This window comes from Salarchaeum sp. III, from assembly GCF_036418315.1.
In the GTDB taxonomy this organism is placed as follows: domain Archaea; phylum Halobacteriota; class Halobacteria; order Halobacteriales; family Halobacteriaceae; genus Salarchaeum.
Genome location: NZ_JAZHPG010000014.1, coordinates 93375 through 109465, shown reverse-complemented (window position 1 = coordinate 109465; position 16091 = coordinate 93375). Strand labels below are relative to the sequence as shown.

Genomic DNA, 16091 nt, shown 5'->3' with positions numbered 1-16091 from the left:
ACGTCCTCGTCCTCGAAGCGCTCGGGCGAGGTCGTCTCCCAGTCCTCCTCGGGACCCCACTCGACGGCCTCGTTGGACGTGGACTCGTCCTCGCGGCCGCCCGCGAACCCGAACGTCTCGACCCCCATCGATTCGAGGGCGACGTTCCCCGCGAGCACGATGAGGACGCCCCACGAGAGCTTCCGGCCGTACTTCTGCTTGACCGGCTGGAGCAGTCGGCGGGCCTTATCCAGGTTCACGTTGTCCGGCCAGCTACTCTCCGGCGGGAGGCGCTGGAGGGCGCCGGCCGCACCGGCGCGGCCGTCGAGGGTGCGGTAGGTACCGGCGCTGTGCCACGCCATCCGAATGAACAGGGGGCCGTAGTGGCCGTAGTCGGCGGGCCACCAGTCCTGCGAGTCCGTCATCACGTCGGCGATGTCGGCCTTCACTTCGTCGAGGTCGAGTTTCTGGAACTCCTCGGCGTAGTCGAAGTCCTCGCCGTAGGGGTCGAGTTCAGCGGCGTTGTCGTCGAGGATGTCGAGTCGGAGCAGGTTCGGCCACCACTCCTGGTTGGACCAGGTCATTCCCCCGACACCTCATCGTCGAACGTCGGTTCGCCGCGCACAGCCGTTCCGCAGTTGGATGCGTCTTCCATTGTTGTCTCCGTCACATCGTTAGTGAGCAGATATCTTGATAAATCCACCGATGGGATTCTCTTTTACACCCTATGAGTTAGCGAAGAGGGCATAATTTTTCTCTATACACAAACACGGGTGGGGCCGCCGCTCGCCGCGTACCGGCTGAGCGTGCCGCCGGATATATCCCCGCGGCCACACTCGATAGCGGTATGTCACCGGAGCCGTCCGTCCGTTCCCGCGTCCTCTGGGTGACGTCCGACGCGGGACCGGACGGTGGCCGCGTCGCCGACCGAACCGACCGATTCGCGGTCAATCAGGGAACACCCACCGAAGCCATGGACCGCCTCGCCGCGGGCACGTACAGCGCCGTCGTCACCGACACCGACCTCGACGGTGACGGCCTCGCCTTCCTCCGCCGCGTCCGCGACCGCTACGACGCCCTCCCGCTCGTCCTGCTCACGACCGAAGACCCGGACTCCACTTCCGCGCGGGCGGCCGCTGACGCCCGCGTCACCGCCTGCCACCCCGTCGACGCCGACGCGACCGTGCTCGCCCGCCGGCTCGAACCCCTCCTCAACACCTACGAGGGGGGCACCGCCGAACCCCGCGAGAACGCCGGCTCCGTCCTCGCCGACCTCAACGACGTGGTCTACCGGGTCGTGGACGCCGCGTTCCGCCAGAACACCCGACGAGACATCACCGAACTCGTCTGCCGCGAACTCGCCGACACCGACTCCTATCGGTTCGCCTGGGTCGCCGAACGCGACGAGGACGGCGCGACCCGTGTCGCCGCGGAGGCGAAGACGGACGGGTACATGGACGACATCGACCTCCGGCTCGACGCACCGCCCGCGGAACGCGGTCCGTCCGCCAGCGCCGCCCACACCGGCGACGTGCACACCGTCGACGACACGCTCACCGACGACGCGTTCGCCGGGTGGCGCGAGCGCGCCCACGAGCACGGCGTCCGGTCGTCGGCCGCCGTCCCCCTCCACACCGACGACGACACCTACGGCGTGCTCAACATCTACTCGCAGCGACCACACGCGTTCGCGGACCGCGAGCGCGAAGCGCTCTCCCGGCTCGGCCAGCTCGTCGCGAACGCCATCGCCACGGTCGAGCGCCGCCACCGATACGAAACGCTCGTCCGAAACCTCCCGAACGGCGCTATCGCGCTGTTCGACGCCGACAAGCGCTGCCTGACCGTCGGCGGGGAGGCGTTCGCCGACGAGGACGAGGTCGACACGTCAGCGCTCGAAGGCGCACGCGTCGAGGACCTCGATATCCTCCCGGAGCGCTTCCGCGAGTGGTGGAGCGACGCCATCGACGACGCACTCGGCGGCGACCGGGTGAGCGCCGAGCTCGAAACCGACAACGGCGTCTCCCGCATCCAAGTCCTCCCCGTGCACGCGGGCGAGAGCGTGGAGAGCGTGCTCGCACTTACGCAGGACATCACGGAACGCAAAACCCGCCAGCGCCAGGTCGAGGCCGAACGCGAACGCCTCGAATTCCTCAACCGCCTCATCCGACACAACCTCCTCAACGGCCTGAACGTCATCAACGCGCGCTGCCAGCTCGTCGCGTCAGCCGTCGACGACCCAGACGCGAGCGAACACGTCGAGCACATCCGGAACCGGGGCGCGGACCTCGCCGACCTCGTCGAGAAGATGCGGACGCTCATGGACGCCATCGTCGGGGACGCGGACCACTCGCTGCGCCGCATGGCGCTCGCGGACACCCTGGAGGCGAAACTCTCGCTCGCCGCCGAGATGCACCCCGACGCCCGGTTCACTGCGGACCTCCCCGAGGACGTCTCGGTGCTCGGCGACGAACTGCTCGGCGAGGTGTTCGAGAACGTCCTCGACAACGCCGTCACCCACAACGACGCCGACACGCCCATCGTCGACGTGACCGTCACGGAGACGACGACGACCGCGTACGTGGACGGCGACGGAACACACGTCCCCGACCCCGACCGCCTCGACGCCGTCGAGGCCGTCGAGTGCCCCGCTGTCACGGTCGAAATCGCGGACAACGGCCCCGGCATCCCCGAAGACGAACGCGAGGGAGTGCTCGAAACCGGCGTCTCACAGCTCAGCGAACCCGGGAGCGGGTTCGGACTCTACCTCGTGAAACAGATGCTGCAGTCCTACGGCGGGAGTATCGAAATCAGGGAGAACGAACCGCGCGGGACGGTGTTCGAACTGACGTTCCTCACCGAGCACCCCAACCGCTAGAGGAGGCGGCTGTCGCGTTCGAGGTCCGTGACGTACGCGCGCAGGAACTCAACGTCGTCGTCCGGGAGGTGGTCGACGACGCGCTCTGCGGCCGGCCGGACGTCTTCCAGGCGTGCTTCGAGGTCCTGGTACGCGTCCGTGTCGGCGAGACGCTGCTTTGAGTGCGTGGATTCGAGCTCGGAGAGCCGCACGAGCACGCTCACGTACTCACGGACGGGTTCGGGATACGAGTGCTGGCGTTGCAGCGTCGCGACGGCCTCACGCACCTCGTCCTGGTCGATAGGTTTCTGGAGGTACTCGTCGAACGGGAGGTCCGCGGACTCGACGCCGACCTCGGACGCGGTCAGCATCGCCACACGCACGTCCGCGTCGTGGTCGCGGAGGTCGCGGAGCACGTCGTCGCCGGAGACGGTCGGCATCCGGCGGTCGAGCAGGACGACAGCCACGTCGGGCGTGTACGCGTCGAGCGCTTCGTCCCCGTCGTACGCGACTTCCACCTCGTAGTCGTCCAGCCAGAGCGCGACGGCGTCGGCGAACGCGCGCTCGTCGTCCACCACGAGCACGGTCCCGCCGCTGCGGTCGCCGCCGTCCGCGATACCGGTGCGTGTTCGGTCGTCGGAGGCGTCCGCCGACGGGCGGTCGTCCGCCGACGACTGCCCGCCGACGCCCGGGTCGGCTCGAAGCGTCGGGCCGCTCGACCCCGCGGCCGGGCTGTCGAAGCCGCCCCAGGGCGTCGTTTGTATCATTGTCTGTCGTATCGTTTCCAGGGTGATTAACGTTCGGTGATGACTTCGTCGCCGACGGCGAGCGTCCGCCCGCGGGCGCCGTCGGGCACGTCCGCGATGAGCATGAGCGCGTAGTAGTGGTCGAACGCGTCCTCGTCCACCCACTCGGGGAGCGTGGCCTCGCGTCGCTCCACGAACCGCTCGCGGAACGCGGGATTGCGTTCGCCCGTATCGGGGTCGCGCTCGGGGACGACGCAGCGCCCGCAGGGTTCGACGCCCTCGAAGCGCACGTCGCCGGCGCGGAACGCGGGCGCGTCCGACCCGACGAACCGGTCCTCCCAGAACGCCGGGACGCCCGCGACCTCGACGTTCGCGCGCATCCGCCGCCGCACGCTCTCCGGGGTGAGGTCGTCGTACCAGCCCGCGACGGTTTCGACGGTCGCGGTGCTGATGACGGACGGGCCAGCCGAGCGCCGGTCCACGAACCCGAGTTCGGTGTCGCGGTCGACGGACAGGTCGACGCCGAAGAAGTCCCCGAGCCACGCCGCCGCCTCCTCGGGGCGCTCCCGGAGCGGGAGGACCGCGGTCTCGCCGGCGTTCGTCTCGACCGACAGCGTCCCCGAATCCCGGTCGTACCTCGTCGAGAGCGCGTGAACCAGCGGCGTGCGTTTGCCGTTCACGAGGTCGCCGTCGGCGTCCGTGAGCCGGTACTCGCGGTCGCCCGCGAGCGTCCCGCCCGCCGTCACCGCGACCGCCTCCACGTCCTCCCCGGAGAGTGCCTTCACGGGGTACCGCGTGAGTCGCGCGACCCGAGCCATACCGGAGAACGCGGCGGCCGCCGGCAAAGACCTGCCGGTCGACTCGACCCTCGTGCACAACGCCTATGCGTCCCTCGCGTCGACTCCGAGTGTGTCCGCCGCAGGCCGCCTCCACCGGTTCCTCGCGTCCCGCGCCGCTGTCGACGCGCGAGCGCTCGCCGCGTTCCGCATCGGCCTCGGGAGCCTGCTCCTCCTCGACCTCGTCCTCCGCCTGCGGCACGTCCGCGCGTTCTACACCGACTTCGGCGTCCTCCCCCGCGAGACGCTCTACGCGGAGTTCCCCGGCTTCGCGAGCGTCTCCATTCACGCGCTCTCCGGTGGCCTCGCGCTCCAACTCGCGCTGTTCGCGCTCGCCGCCGTACTCGCCGTCTGCCTGCTCGTCGGCTACCGCAGCCGGCTCGCCGCCCTCCTCTCCCTCGTCCTCCTCGTCTCCCTGCAGGCGCGCAACCCCGTCGTCCTGAACGCCGGCGACAGCCTCCTCCGCCGCCTGCTCCTCTGGAGCGTGCTCCTCCCGCTCGGCCGCGCGTGGAGCGTGGACGCCGCCCGCGACCGAGCACGCGACCGCGCGCTCGGCCCCGTCGCGAGCATCGCCACCGCGGGACTGCTCGTGCAGGTCGTCGCCGTCTACGCCGTGAACGCCGCGCTCAAGCTCCAGGGCGACGCCTGGCTCTCCGGCACCGCCGTGCGGTACGTGTTCAGCCTCGACCAGTTCCTCCGCCCGCTCGGCGAACTTCTCGCGGGGTATCCCGCGCTCCTCACCGCCGCGGACTACGCGTGGGTCGCGCTCCTGCTCGCGTCCCCGCTCCTCCTGCTCACAACGGGCCGCGTCCGCGGCGCGCTCGCGGCCCTCTTCGCATTCGGCCACCTCGGGATGCTCGCGACGATGACGCTCGGCGTCTTCCCCCTCGTCACCGTCGTCGCGCTCCTCGTCTTCCAGCCCCCGTCGGTGTGGAACCGGGTTCCCGACCCCCAACCGCGGTTCGACCGACTCGCCCGCCGGCTCCCCGAACTCCCCCAGCCGCGCACGCCGTGGGCGCTCGTCCGCCGCGGCACCCGCGCGCTCGCGGCGCTCCTCCTCGTCTTCGTGCTCGTCTGGAACGCCGCCGCGGTCGGCGTCGTCCAGACGCCCGAGAGCGCGCCCGTCCAGCCGAGCGAGCGCAGCTGGGACATGTTCGCGCCCGAACCCCTGGGGACCGACGGCTGGTACGTCGCGCCCGCGGTCACGACCGCCGGAGAGGAGGTGGACGCGTGGAACGGCGGCACCGTCTCCTACGCGAAACCCGCGGACGTGTCGGAAACGTACCCGAGCGCGCGCTGGCGGAAGTACCTCGCGACCGTCGCGCTCTTCGACGGCCGGTCGCTCGCCGACGAGTTCGCCGGCTACCTCTGTCGCGACTGGAACGCCACCCACGACTCGGAACTGACGCGCGTCTCCGTCGTGTTCGTCGCGCAACCCACGCGACTCGACGGCCCGGAACCGACGGAGAACTGGACGCTCGCGAACCGCACTTGCGGACGGTGACAACTCTCCGTGGATACCTGTGCGTTTATACTCGTCCACCTACTCCCCACACCTAATGGCAAATCGAGCCCGGACCCGCTATACCGCGGACGACTTCCCGGACCCGGCATCGACGGACCACATCACTCACAATCCGAGCCTTCCCGACCTCCGCGCTTTCTCCGAGCACCTCGAAACGACCACGGAATACGGGTCGCCTTCCTACGTCAGCGACTACCGCTCCCGGAGCTCCGAGCAGACCCGGAACGCCGTCGACCACGAGTTCGACGACGATTACGTCGCGTTCGAGAGCGCGCTCGACTTCGTGGAGGACGCGTCGAACGACGTGGTCGCCGTGGACCGCGTCGTCGGCCGCCACCCCGACACGTCGTTCGTCTGCCGGCTGTTCGTCCCGAAGGAGTACGGCCGCATCGCGCTCTCGTGGGCGAAACTCCTCGAACCCGCGCCCGAGAACGCGGACCCCGACTTCGTGACGGTACAGGTGCCCGACCGCGACGAGACGACCATCCGCGTCCTCCCTGAGGAAGGCGTCACCGCCGTGCTCGGCAGCGACTACACGGGCGAAGCGAAGAAGTCCTTCCTCCGGCTCTACATGTATCGCGCGAAACAGCAGGGCGGCCTCGGCCTGCACGCGGGGTCGAAGCGCGTCCACCTCGACGACGACGCGGGCGAGCGCGACGTCGGCCAGCTCTTCCTCGGCCTGTCCGGGACGGGGAAGTCCACGCTGACGAGCCACGGGCTCTGGCTCGACGACCCCGAGGGCGCGGAGATGCTGCAGGACGACGTGTGCGCGCTCCTCCCGAACGGCACCGTCACCGGCAGCGAGGGCAAAGGCCTCTACATCAAGACCATCGGCCTCGAAGCCGACGAACAGCCCGAACTGTACGACGCCGCCACCTCCGAGACCGCCGTGCTGGAGAACGTCGCGGTGGACGACGACGGCACCGTCCACTTCGACGAACCCCGGTACGGGTCGAACAGCCGCGCCATCGTCCTGCGCGACGAACTGGAGAGCGCCGCGGACGACATCGACCTCCCGTCCGTTGACCAGGTGTTCTTCATCACCCGGAACCCCCTGATGCCGCCGGTTGCGAAACTCGACGAGGCGCAGGCGGCGGCCGCGTTCATGCTTGGCGAGTCCGTCGAGACGAGCGCGGGCGACCCCTCACGAGCGGGCGAGTCCATCCGCGTCGTCGGCACAAACCCGTTCATCATGGGCTCTGCGGGCGAGGAGGGCAACCGCTTCCGCGACCTCATCAGCGACCTCGGCGTCGACTGCTTCGTCCTGAACACGGGCGTCGTCGGCACGGACACGCCCGCCGACGTGGGCGTCGAGGAGACCGTCGCGCTCCTCGAAGCCGTCGCGCGCGGCACCGTTTCGTGGACCCGAAACGACGACCTCGGACTCACCGTTCCGAGCCAGGTCCCCGGCATGGACATCTCGAAGTTCTCCGTCGCCGAGCGCACCGCCGACTTCGCGGACGCCCACCAGTCGCTCACCGAGGAGCGCCGCGACTACCTCGAGTCCTTCCCCGATCTGGACGACGACATCGTCGACGCGACCTACTGAGGCCTCCCGAGAGTTATTTTCACGAACGCCGGATAGAGTTATACTCGTCCGCGCCCTGCGTCCTCGTGGGTGCACTCGTGCACCGACTCCTGTCTGTCATCCACGACATAGTCCGGCCCCCCGCGGGCCGTTTTCCCTACTCGTCCACCAGCGGGAAGCGCGCCAGTCGCGCCGCCGCGATGGACGTGAGTCCGCGCGAGGTAGTGGAGTCGCCGCCGCGGACGTTGTGCGCGAGTTCCATGCCGGTGATGTCCGCCACGGGCACCAGGCGGACTTCCGTGCCGTCTGGCCCGACTTCGAAGACGAGGTAGGACTGGGGGAACGAGCACGTGGTCGGCGACATCACCTCCCGAACGCCGTCGATGGTCGCGACCGCGGGCAGGTGGAGGTGGCCGGTGAGAACGACCGGGTCCGTTCCGGTGGAGAGCGCGTCCACGAGCGCGTCGGTGTTCCGCGTAATCGGGGGGATCGCCATCTCCTCTTCGACCTCGTCGCGGTGCGAGCGCAACTGGTCGTACGTCGGCGGGAGGTTGTGGTGCATCAGGACGAAGACGTTCTCCGCCTCGGCGAGCACCTCGCGCAGGAAGTCGAGCTGGTCTTCGGGCACGTCGCCCTCGTGGGAGTCGAGCAGTCGGTCGTCGCCGCCCGAACTGTTCAGACCGACGACGGTCACGTCGCCCACGTCCGCGCGGAACGGGAGGCTGCCGGGCGTGTACTGCTCGACGAACCGGTCGAGCGACGGCGTGTCGTGTTCGTCGCGCTCCTTGCGTACGTCGTGGTTTCCCGGGACGGCGTAGAAGGGCACGTCGAGCGCCTCCAGAATCCCGTCCACGGTCTCGTAGTTCCAGGGTTCGCCGTCCTTCGTCAGGTCCCCCGGGGAGAGAACGGCGTCGAGGTCGCGGCCCGCCATGTCATCGACGGCGGCGCGGAAGTGCGTCTCCGTGTGCTCGAAGAGTTTCGACGTGCCCTCGGCCTCCGTGGAGACGTGGGGGTCGGCGACGACGGCGAACCGCGTCGTCGTGTCGCTGCGCGGTCGTGCGAACCGCGCCATCAGACTCCCGGCGTGTGTCTCAGTCATCGAAGAATATCCCCGGGTTGTCGAATTCGACCGTTCCGTAATGCGTTTCGTCGAGCGCGCGAACGTGCGCGCGGAGCACGCCCTCCGCGCGAGCGTGTTCCGCGAGGCCGGTCGCGGCGTCCTCGGGGAACGCGCCGACGAGGAGGACGGCGTCCTCAGCATCGGCGTTCCGCACCTCTATCACGAGGTAGCGCGTCCCGCCCGCGGACTCCGCGTACACGACGTAGTCCGTGACGCCCTCGGTGACGAGCGTCTCGAACTCCTCGCCCTCCTCGCTCGGGACGATGAACGCCAGGCCCACCGTGTCGGTCCCCTCGACGTCGGGGCCGACGGGGGCGAGGTGGCCCGCGCGGACGGTCGTCGCGTCCCAGTCGTCCTCGACGAGGGCGGCTGCGCGCTGTTCGGCCTCGCTGAGCGTGCGTCCCCACGCGTTCGTCTCCCGGACGTCGTTCTCGCCCGGTGAATTATCAGCCATCGAGTAGTGGGTCGCGTCTCGCCCACTCGAACCTTCCGCCATTCCCTCCACCACCCAAATGTAGAAATATATACTTCTATATACCGGTACATTCCTAACTGTACCTTATATATAACGGGTGGGAAAGAGTCAAGTGGTTTGTTTTCCGTCTACTACACGATGTCGGGAGACACCACCCGTCGAGGCTTCTTGACCGCTGCAGGAACCGGCGCAGCCGCCGCTATCGCCGGCTGTTCCAGTTCCAGCGAAGACACCACGGAATCGACCACCAGTGACGACGGAGGAGACGGCACGCAAACCACGTCCGGAGGCGGGACGCTCGAAATGATGGCGACCGGCTCCATCCAGACGCTCGACCCGATTAACGCGAAAGGGTCTGGTGCCGGCTACAACCAGTACGGCGCGCCCCTCATGCAGTTCCCTGACGGCCTCTATCCGCCGGAGGCCGCGCTCGTCGAGGACTACAGCATCTCCGAGGACGGACTTACCTACACGTTCGACCTCAAGCAGGACCTCACGTTCCACGACGGCCAGGAGCTCACTGCGCAGGACGTCGTCTACACGTACCGCCGCATCGCCGAGTCACCGAACTCCCGTAACAAGGACGACATCATCGGCGACACGATGACCATCGAGCACGAGAAGGACGCGAGCATCGCGTCCCCCGAGGACGAGGAGACGCTCGACGACATCGTCCCCCAGAGCCTCGCGGTTCGCGCACCCGACGACTACACGTTCGAGTTCGACCTCGCCTCGACCTTCGAGTACACGCTCTTCCAGATCGCGGGCGGGAACTGGGCTATCCTCCCCGAGAACGCCGTCGGCGACATTGAGGGCTACGACGGCGAGTACGAGTACAACGAGTTCTTCAGCACCTCGAACGGCGGCCCGAAGTACGCCGGACTCGGCGCGTTCCAGGTCGACTCCTGGACGAAGGGAAGCGAAATCACGCTCTCCGCGTTCGAGGACTACTGGAACGGCGAACCCGAACTCGACGAAATCCGCTTCACCGTCGTCACGAGCGGGAACACGCGCGTCAATCGGTTCACCGGCGAGAACGCGCACATCCTCGAAGGAATGCCGACATCCTCGTTCAACCCGAACAACGTCTCTATCGATGAGACGAAGGGCAGCCGCGAAATCGGGACGTACACGTTCGGCGACGGCACCGAAGTCAACTACGGGCAGATTCCCGCGCTCACGACCGAGTACCTCGTCTTCAACACGCTCGAAGTCCCGCTCCCGGTCCGGAAGGCGTTCGCGTACGCGCTGAACCAGCACGACGTTGCCGAGAACGTCTACAAGGGCACCGCGACGCCCGCCTACCACATCACTCCCCCGGACCCCTACCCGACGTTCGAGGACGGCGTCACCTCCCGGGAGACGTACACTCGTCACGCCGAGGACGGCTATCAGTCCAACACGCAATACGGCGAGAACGGGTACCCGTACGGCTACGGCGAAACCATGCTCGGCGAGGCGCAGCGGGTGATGGAGGACGCCGACTACGGCGAGAACAACCGGTTCTCCGTCACCGCGACCACCATCTCCGGGAACGACGCGTACACGCAAATCCTCACCACGCTCCAGGCTAAGCTTCGCACCGCCCACATCGACATGGAGATCACCGAAGCGAACTTCGGGACCATCATCAGCCAGGCCATCAACGGCAGCATGGAAGTGTTCGCGCTCGGTGACGGGATGGAGTACCCCGGCCCGCAGAACTTCCTCCGGTTCCTCCACGGTAAGAACCCGAGCGGCCAGTTCACGCGCTGGGGCGCGGAGGGAAGCTACTACAACGAGGAGGTCCGCCAGCTCGCCCGCGACGCGTGGGACGAGAACTACGCCGCGGACGACGCAACCGCGGAGTCGAAGGCCGAGGCGTTCCAGACCATCGAGGAAGTCAACTGGGCGTCAGTTCAGGAACTCCCGACGGTCAACCCCATCAGCCAGCGCTTCTGGCATCAGAACGTCGACGTAGATATGTACGGCGTGATGGAGAACCAGACGTTCGACGACGTCACCATCCAGTAGCGCCACCGAGGCGAATCCCCGCCTTTCAAACGACGCGAAGACGCAGTAATTCGTACCCTATATGCATTCATACGGCGCGACCGAACGCCGGCCTGGTGTCCGCGGGTTCGGTCCAGCACCGCATACGACGACACGACGGAGGGTAGACCGTGAGTAGACTGAAATACCTCGGGAAGCGGGTGTTGATGATGATTCCCGTCGTCTGGCTGGGCGCGTCGATGACGTGGTTCATCATCTTCATGGGGCCGATAGACCCGGCCTCGCGCCTCCTGAGCCAGGGACAGACGCGGAATCCCGCCGCGTACGAACGCGCACAGGAACAACTCGGACTGAACCAACCGCCGCTCCAGCACTACCTGGACTGGATGTTGAACCTCGTCACGTTCGACCTCGGGCAGACGTGGTTGCTCTACCAGGGGTCGAGCGTGAACGCGCTCATCCTCGACTTCCTCCCGCGAACGCTCTTCCTCGGGTTCTGGAGCGTGATCGTCGCTGTCCTCATCGGTATTCCGCTCGGGTTCTACGCGGGGATGCGCTCGAACACCGTCATGGACTACGTCGCGTCCATGGGCGGTATCGTCTGGCGGGCGATGCCGAACTTCTGGCTCGCCATTATGCTGCTCGTCCTCCTCCAGAACTCGGAGGCCTACTTCTTCGGCTTCAACTGGCAGACGTTCGGTGTGACTCTCGACGCGCTCACCGGCGCACCCGACATGTCGAATCTGTGGAGCGTCAACGGCTTCCTCGAGGCGACGAAGAAGACACTTCCCGCGGCGCTCGTCCTCGGGTCGGCGTCGATGGGCAACGAGATGCGTATCGGCCGCACCGCCGTCCTCGAAGTGAAGAACCAGGAGTACGTCGACCTCGCGCGAGCGAAAGGCGTCTCCGACCGCGCCATTGTCTGGAAGCACATCTTCCGGAACGCCCTCATCCCGCTGGTGCCCGTCATCACGAGCGAGGCGTTCCTCCTCATCGGCGGGAGCGTCCTGGTCGAGACGGTCTTCGGTATCAACGGCATCGGCTGGCTGTTCTACCGGGCCGCCATCCAGGGGGACCTCCCGCTCGTCGGTTCGCTGATGTACATCTTCATCCTCATGATCGTCGGAGTAAACCTACTACAGGACGTCCTGTACACGTTCATCGACCCGCGTGTCGGACTGGAGGGCAACTAGTATGTCGGAGACAACCACACAGGAGGCGTCCGGCGTCACCGGCAGCGAGCGCAGCGCGCTCACGGATACGCGTTTCCTCGCGTGGGCGATCGCCGGGCTCGTGCTGTTCGCCGTGGAGGCGCCCGCGCTCGTCACGTTCGTCACGGGCTTCCTCGCGGACGCGGTCGCAGCGTTCCCGTCCTCGTACGCGACAACCGCCGCCGACTTCCTCACCGGCATCGAACGCGCCGCCGTCGACCTTCCGACCCTGCTCTCCCGCGAGCTCATCCCGAACGGCGGGTACTGGAACGGCGACCGCTGGGTCGGGACGTTCCTCGGACTATCTCCCGCAGCGTCCTGGGCGATCCGGGTCGCACTCGTGTACGCGTACGCGTTCGCGTGTCTCGGCTGGCTCGCCACCGGCTACGAACTCTACCGCCGCCGCTTCCGGACGGCCGACTGGACGCCGCGCGACGACGTTGTCGACCGCTTCCGCGGGCACTCGTGGGGGAAGTTCGGGCTCATCGTCGTCTTCCTGTTCGTGACGATGGCCGTGTTCGCGCCGACGCTCGGCCCGACGACGGTCGACCAGAACATGCGGGACTCCTACTCCTACGAGATCCAGTACTGGAACGCAGACGCCCAGGAAGTGCAGACCACGCTCGTCGGGCAGGCGAACCGCAATTCGCTGTCCAAGGGCGACTCCGCGAACGTCGGCACATTCTCCTACGACGACTACGGCCGCTACCATCCGTTCGGAACGATGCCGACCGGGAGGGACCTGTTCACGTTCCTCGCCGTCGGGTCGCGGATATCGCTCATCATCGGCGTGCTCTCCGTGGCGTTGAGCGCGCTGCTCGCGACATCGCTCGCGCTCATCTCCGCGTACTACAAGGGACGCGTCGACCTCAGTCTCGTCCTCCTCTCCGACGCCGTGATGGCGATGCCGCAGTTGCTCCTCCTCATCATGCTGAGTAAGGTGCTCGCGGAGACGTGGATCGGCGGCATTTACAGCGGCGGGTTCGTGCTCGCGCTCATCTTCGCGGGGACGGGCTGGACGTACATGTGGCGGTCCATACGCGGCCCCGCGCTCCAGGTGTCCGAACGCTCCTGGATAGACGCCGCGAGAAGCTTCGGACAGACACCAGTCACCATCATGCGACAACACATGCTTCCGTACGTCACCGGCTACCTGCTCATCTACGGCTCGATGACGCTCGGCGGCGCGATTATCTCCATCGCCGGCCTCTCCTACCTCGGGCTCGGCGTCGCGCCGCCGACACCCGAGTGGGGGCGCGCGATTAACCTCGGACAGAACTACGTCTCCACGGGGTCGTGGCACATCTCGCTCATCCCCGGTATCCTCATCACCATCGTCGTCACGGGCTTCAACGCGCTCGGCGACGGCATCCGTGACGCAATCGACCCGCAGTCCGATAGCGCGACCGGCGAGACCGCCGGCCGCGGGGGTGGCGCATGAGCGAGACGCAGCGCGTCACCGACGCGCCGCTCCTGTCCGTTCGTGACCTGCGGACGGTGTTCCACACGGAACGCGAGGACATCCACGCCGTCGACGGCGTCTCCTTCGACATCTACAAGGGCGAGTCCGTCGGCCTCGTGGGCGAGTCTGGGAGCGGGAAGTCCGTCACAGCCCGCTCCATTCTCGGCTTGGTGGACGAACCCGGTCACATCGAGGGCGGCGAGATTCAGTTCCGCGGGGACAACCTCGTGGAGGACGGCTGGGACGCCCACCGCGGCGACATCGCCATCGTCTTCCAGGACCCCAGTAACGCCCTCAATCCCGTCTACACGGTCGGAAACCAGATTCGGGAAGCGCTAAGTATTCATCAGGGGCTCTCCGGGGCGGCGGCCCGCGAGGAGGCCGTCGACCTCCTCGAAACCGTCGGTATTCCCGACCCGGACCGCCGCGTGGACGAGTACCCGCACGAACTCTCCGGGGGGATGCAACAGCGCGCGGTTATCGCCATTGCGCTCGCCTGCGACCCGGACGTGCTCGTCTGCGACGAACCGACCACGGCGCTCGACGTGACGATTCAGGCGCAAATCCTCGACCTGCTGGACGACCTGCGGCGCGAGGAAGGCCTCGCGCTGTTGTTCATCACGCACGACATGGGCGTCATCGAGGAGGCGACCGACCGCGTGAACGTCATCTACGCGGGCGAGGTCGTCGAGCACGCGTCGACGGAGACGCTGTTCGAGAACCCGAAACACCCCTACACGCAGGCGCTCCTCGAGAGCATCCCGGGCCGCACCGAACCCGGACAGGAACTCCCGACGATTCCGGGCGAGGTGCCGACGCCGACCGAACCCGCGACGGACTGCCGGTTCGCGCCGCGCTGCCCGAAGGCGTTCGACGCCTGCACGCACGTCCACCCCGAACCGATAGACATCGAGGAGACGGCGGCCGAACACGAGGCCGCCTGCCTGCTCTACCCCGAGGACCGCCCGCGGCAGGAGGCCGTCGAACTACACCAGTCGAAGACCCAGGAGGACGACCGATGACGCAGAACACGCTCGACGCACGCGACGCCGGAACCGAGGAACCGCTCGTGTCGGTCCGCGACCTGAAAACGTACTACACGGACAACTCCATCGTCGCGTCGAAACCGCCCGTGAAAGCCGTGGACGGCGTCTCCTTCGACATCTATCGGGGAGAGACGCTCGGCCTCGTCGGCGAATCCGGCTGCGGGAAGTCCACGCTCGGCCGGACGATGCTCGGCCTCGAAACCGCGACCGACGGCGACGTGCTCGTCGACGGCACGGACGTCGCCGACCTCTCGGGCCGCGAGCGCCGCGAGTGGGCGCGGAACGCCGGCATGGTGTTCCAGGACCCCGAGGAGAGCCTGAACGACCGGATGACGGTCGGCGAAATCGTCCGAGAGCCGCTGGACGCGCACAGCGTCGGCACGCCCGACGAGCGCCGCGAGCGCGTGCGCGACCTGTTGGATACGGTGGGACTGCAGCCGGAGCACTACTACCGCTACCCCCACCAGTTCTCGGGCGGCCAGAAACAACGCATCGGCATCGCCCGCGCCCTCGCACTCGAACCGGATTTCCTCGTGCTCGACGAACCCACGTCGGCGCTCGACGTGTCCGTGCAGGCGCGCATCATCAACCTCCTGAACCGGCTCCAGGACGACCTCGGACTCACCTACCTCTTCATCAGTCACGACCTCTCCGTGATGCAGCACATCGCGGACCGCATCGCCGTGATGTACCTCGGGAACGTCGCGGAACTCGGACCGGCCCGCGAGGTGTTCGCGGACCCCGAGCACCCCTACACGGTCAGCCTGCTGTCCGCGGTGCCCGGCCGGCACGGGACGGACGTGGACCGAATCGCGCTCCCGGGCACGCCGCCGAGCCCGCGCGACCCCCCGAGCGGCTGCACGTTCAACACGCGGTGTCCCGCGAAGATACGGCCCGAGAAGCACGACGACCTCTCCATCGACGCGTGGGACGCTATCGAGGCGTTCCGGGAGGTCTTACGCGGCCGCGCGCTCGGCCAGAGGGGCGTGCTCGCGGACGTGAAGCGCCGCCTCGGATTCGTCGACGCGGACGTGACTGAGAGCGTGGACGAACTGTTCTCGAACGTCACTATCGACGGCGAGGCGTGGGCGGTTATCGAGGAGTCAATCGACCTCGCGGATGACGCTCGGTACGCCGAGGCGGAGGCCGTGCTCGCGGACGAGTTCGGCGGCGTCTGCGAGGAACAGGACCCGGCGAACGAACTCGGTGACGGCCGCGTGAGCCGGTGTCACCGCCACCGCGAGGAGTACGAGGACGTAACCCCCGTCATCGAACGCCGCCGCGCCGACGACTGACGGCCCACGCTTTTACACGCCC

At 67.6% G+C, this 16091-nt stretch carries 13 protein-coding genes; 8 read left to right on the top strand and 5 right to left on the bottom strand.

The genetic code is table 11. The features are described from left to right. Window positions 1–563, bottom strand: a 563-nt coding sequence (locus tag U3A55_RS02330; RefSeq protein WP_330989910.1) for a peroxidase family protein, incomplete at its 3' end; no start/stop codon positions are given. A 263-nt stretch (window positions 564–826) separates the two neighbouring features. Here U3A55_RS02330 and U3A55_RS02325 point away from each other — a divergent pair. After that, window positions 827–2854 carry a GAF domain-containing protein gene (locus tag U3A55_RS02325; protein ID WP_330989909.1) on the top strand — a complete coding sequence of 676 codons (2028 nt, stop codon included), beginning with the start codon at window positions 827–829 and terminating at the stop codon, window positions 2852–2854. Here U3A55_RS02325 and U3A55_RS02320 read toward each other — a convergent pair. After that, window positions 2851–3600: a response regulator gene (locus tag U3A55_RS02320; protein ID WP_330989908.1), complete on the bottom strand. Its 750-nt coding sequence runs from the start codon at window positions 3598–3600 to the stop codon at window positions 2851–2853. The genes U3A55_RS02325 and U3A55_RS02320 overlap by 4 nt on opposite strands. Before the next feature lie 26 nt (window positions 3601–3626). Continuing rightward, the gene (locus U3A55_RS02315) at window positions 3627–4397 is read right to left on the bottom strand and encodes an MOSC domain-containing protein (RefSeq protein ID WP_330989907.1); all 771 of its coding nucleotides are present in this window, start codon (window positions 4395–4397) and stop codon (window positions 3627–3629) included. 91 nt (window positions 4398–4488) lie between these two features. Between U3A55_RS02315 and U3A55_RS02310 the strand changes: the two genes are divergently transcribed. Both U3A55_RS02310 and U3A55_RS02305 read left to right on the top strand, forming a co-directional pair. Next, window positions 4489–5919, top strand: a complete 1431-nt coding sequence (locus U3A55_RS02310; protein ID WP_330989906.1) for an HTTM domain-containing protein — start codon at window positions 4489–4491, stop codon at window positions 5917–5919. Between the two features lie 55 nt (window positions 5920–5974). After that, window positions 5975–7489, top strand: a complete 1515-nt coding sequence (locus U3A55_RS02305) for a phosphoenolpyruvate carboxykinase (ATP) (RefSeq protein WP_330989905.1) — start codon at window positions 5975–5977, stop codon at window positions 7487–7489. Window positions 7490–7625: 136 nt separating this feature from the next. On the opposite strand, the gene U3A55_RS02300 is transcribed toward U3A55_RS02305, so the two are convergent. Both U3A55_RS02300 and U3A55_RS02295 read right to left on the bottom strand, forming a co-directional pair. Further along, window positions 7626–8567 (bottom strand): metallophosphoesterase family protein, encoded by a 942-nt coding sequence (locus U3A55_RS02300; RefSeq protein ID WP_330989904.1) that lies wholly within the window; start codon window positions 8565–8567, stop codon window positions 7626–7628. Further along, complete coding sequence (locus U3A55_RS02295; RefSeq protein ID WP_330989903.1) at window positions 8560–9042, bottom strand: DUF7529 family protein; 483 nt, start codon at window positions 9040–9042, stop codon at window positions 8560–8562. Before U3A55_RS02295 ends, U3A55_RS02300 begins: the two co-directional genes overlap by 8 nt. 159 nt (window positions 9043–9201) lie before the next feature. Between U3A55_RS02295 and U3A55_RS02290 the strand changes: the two genes are divergently transcribed. The 5 genes from U3A55_RS02290 to U3A55_RS02270 all read left to right on the top strand — a co-directional run bounded on the left by U3A55_RS02290 (window position 9202) and on the right by U3A55_RS02270 (window position 16069). Continuing rightward, window positions 9202–11076 (top strand): ABC transporter substrate-binding protein, encoded by a 1875-nt coding sequence (locus U3A55_RS02290; RefSeq protein WP_330989902.1) that lies wholly within the window; start codon window positions 9202–9204, stop codon window positions 11074–11076. Window positions 11077–11225: 149 nt separating this feature from the next. Then, window positions 11226–12248, top strand: coding sequence for an ABC transporter permease (locus U3A55_RS02285; protein WP_330989901.1), 1023 nt, complete (start codon window positions 11226–11228; stop codon window positions 12246–12248). A gap of 1 nt (window position 12249) precedes the next feature. Then, window positions 12250–13707 carry an ABC transporter permease gene (locus tag U3A55_RS02280; RefSeq protein ID WP_330989900.1) on the top strand — a complete coding sequence of 486 codons (1458 nt, stop codon included), beginning with the start codon at window positions 12250–12252 and terminating at the stop codon, window positions 13705–13707. Then, window positions 13704–14750, top strand: a complete 1047-nt coding sequence (locus U3A55_RS02275) for an ABC transporter ATP-binding protein (RefSeq protein WP_330989899.1) — start codon at window positions 13704–13706, stop codon at window positions 14748–14750. The genes U3A55_RS02280 and U3A55_RS02275 overlap by 4 nt, the downstream gene beginning before the upstream one ends. Beyond that, a complete protein-coding gene (locus U3A55_RS02270) occupies window positions 14747–16069 on the top strand; it encodes an ABC transporter ATP-binding protein (protein WP_330989898.1) in 1323 nt (440 codons plus the stop codon). The genes U3A55_RS02275 and U3A55_RS02270 overlap by 4 nt, the downstream gene beginning before the upstream one ends. Window positions 16070–16091: the final 22 nt, after the last annotated feature.

What these genes read in the sequence shown, in the direction of transcription:
- U3A55_RS02295 (WP_330989903.1), bottom strand. Translation starts at nt 9,042, where the DNA reads ATGGCTGATAATTCACCGGGCGAGAACGACGTCCGGGAGACGAACGCG.
- U3A55_RS02270 (WP_330989898.1), top strand. Translation starts at nt 14,747, where the DNA reads ATGACGCAGAACACGCTCGACGCACGCGACGCCGGAACCGAGGAACCG.
- U3A55_RS02320 (WP_330989908.1), bottom strand. Translation starts at nt 3,600, where the DNA reads ATGATACAAACGACGCCCTGGGGCGGCTTCGACAGCCCGGCCGCGGGG.
- U3A55_RS02305 (WP_330989905.1), top strand. Translation starts at nt 5,975, where the DNA reads ATGGCAAATCGAGCCCGGACCCGCTATACCGCGGACGACTTCCCGGAC.
- U3A55_RS02300 (WP_330989904.1), bottom strand. Translation starts at nt 8,567, where the DNA reads ATGACTGAGACACACGCCGGGAGTCTGATGGCGCGGTTCGCACGACCG.
- U3A55_RS02290 (WP_330989902.1), top strand. Translation starts at nt 9,202, where the DNA reads ATGTCGGGAGACACCACCCGTCGAGGCTTCTTGACCGCTGCAGGAACC.
- U3A55_RS02325 (WP_330989909.1), top strand. Translation starts at nt 827, where the DNA reads ATGTCACCGGAGCCGTCCGTCCGTTCCCGCGTCCTCTGGGTGACGTCC.
- U3A55_RS02280 (WP_330989900.1), top strand. Translation starts at nt 12,250, where the DNA reads ATGTCGGAGACAACCACACAGGAGGCGTCCGGCGTCACCGGCAGCGAG.
- U3A55_RS02275 (WP_330989899.1), top strand. Translation starts at nt 13,704, where the DNA reads ATGAGCGAGACGCAGCGCGTCACCGACGCGCCGCTCCTGTCCGTTCGT.
- U3A55_RS02315 (WP_330989907.1), bottom strand. Translation starts at nt 4,397, where the DNA reads ATGGCTCGGGTCGCGCGACTCACGCGGTACCCCGTGAAGGCACTCTCC.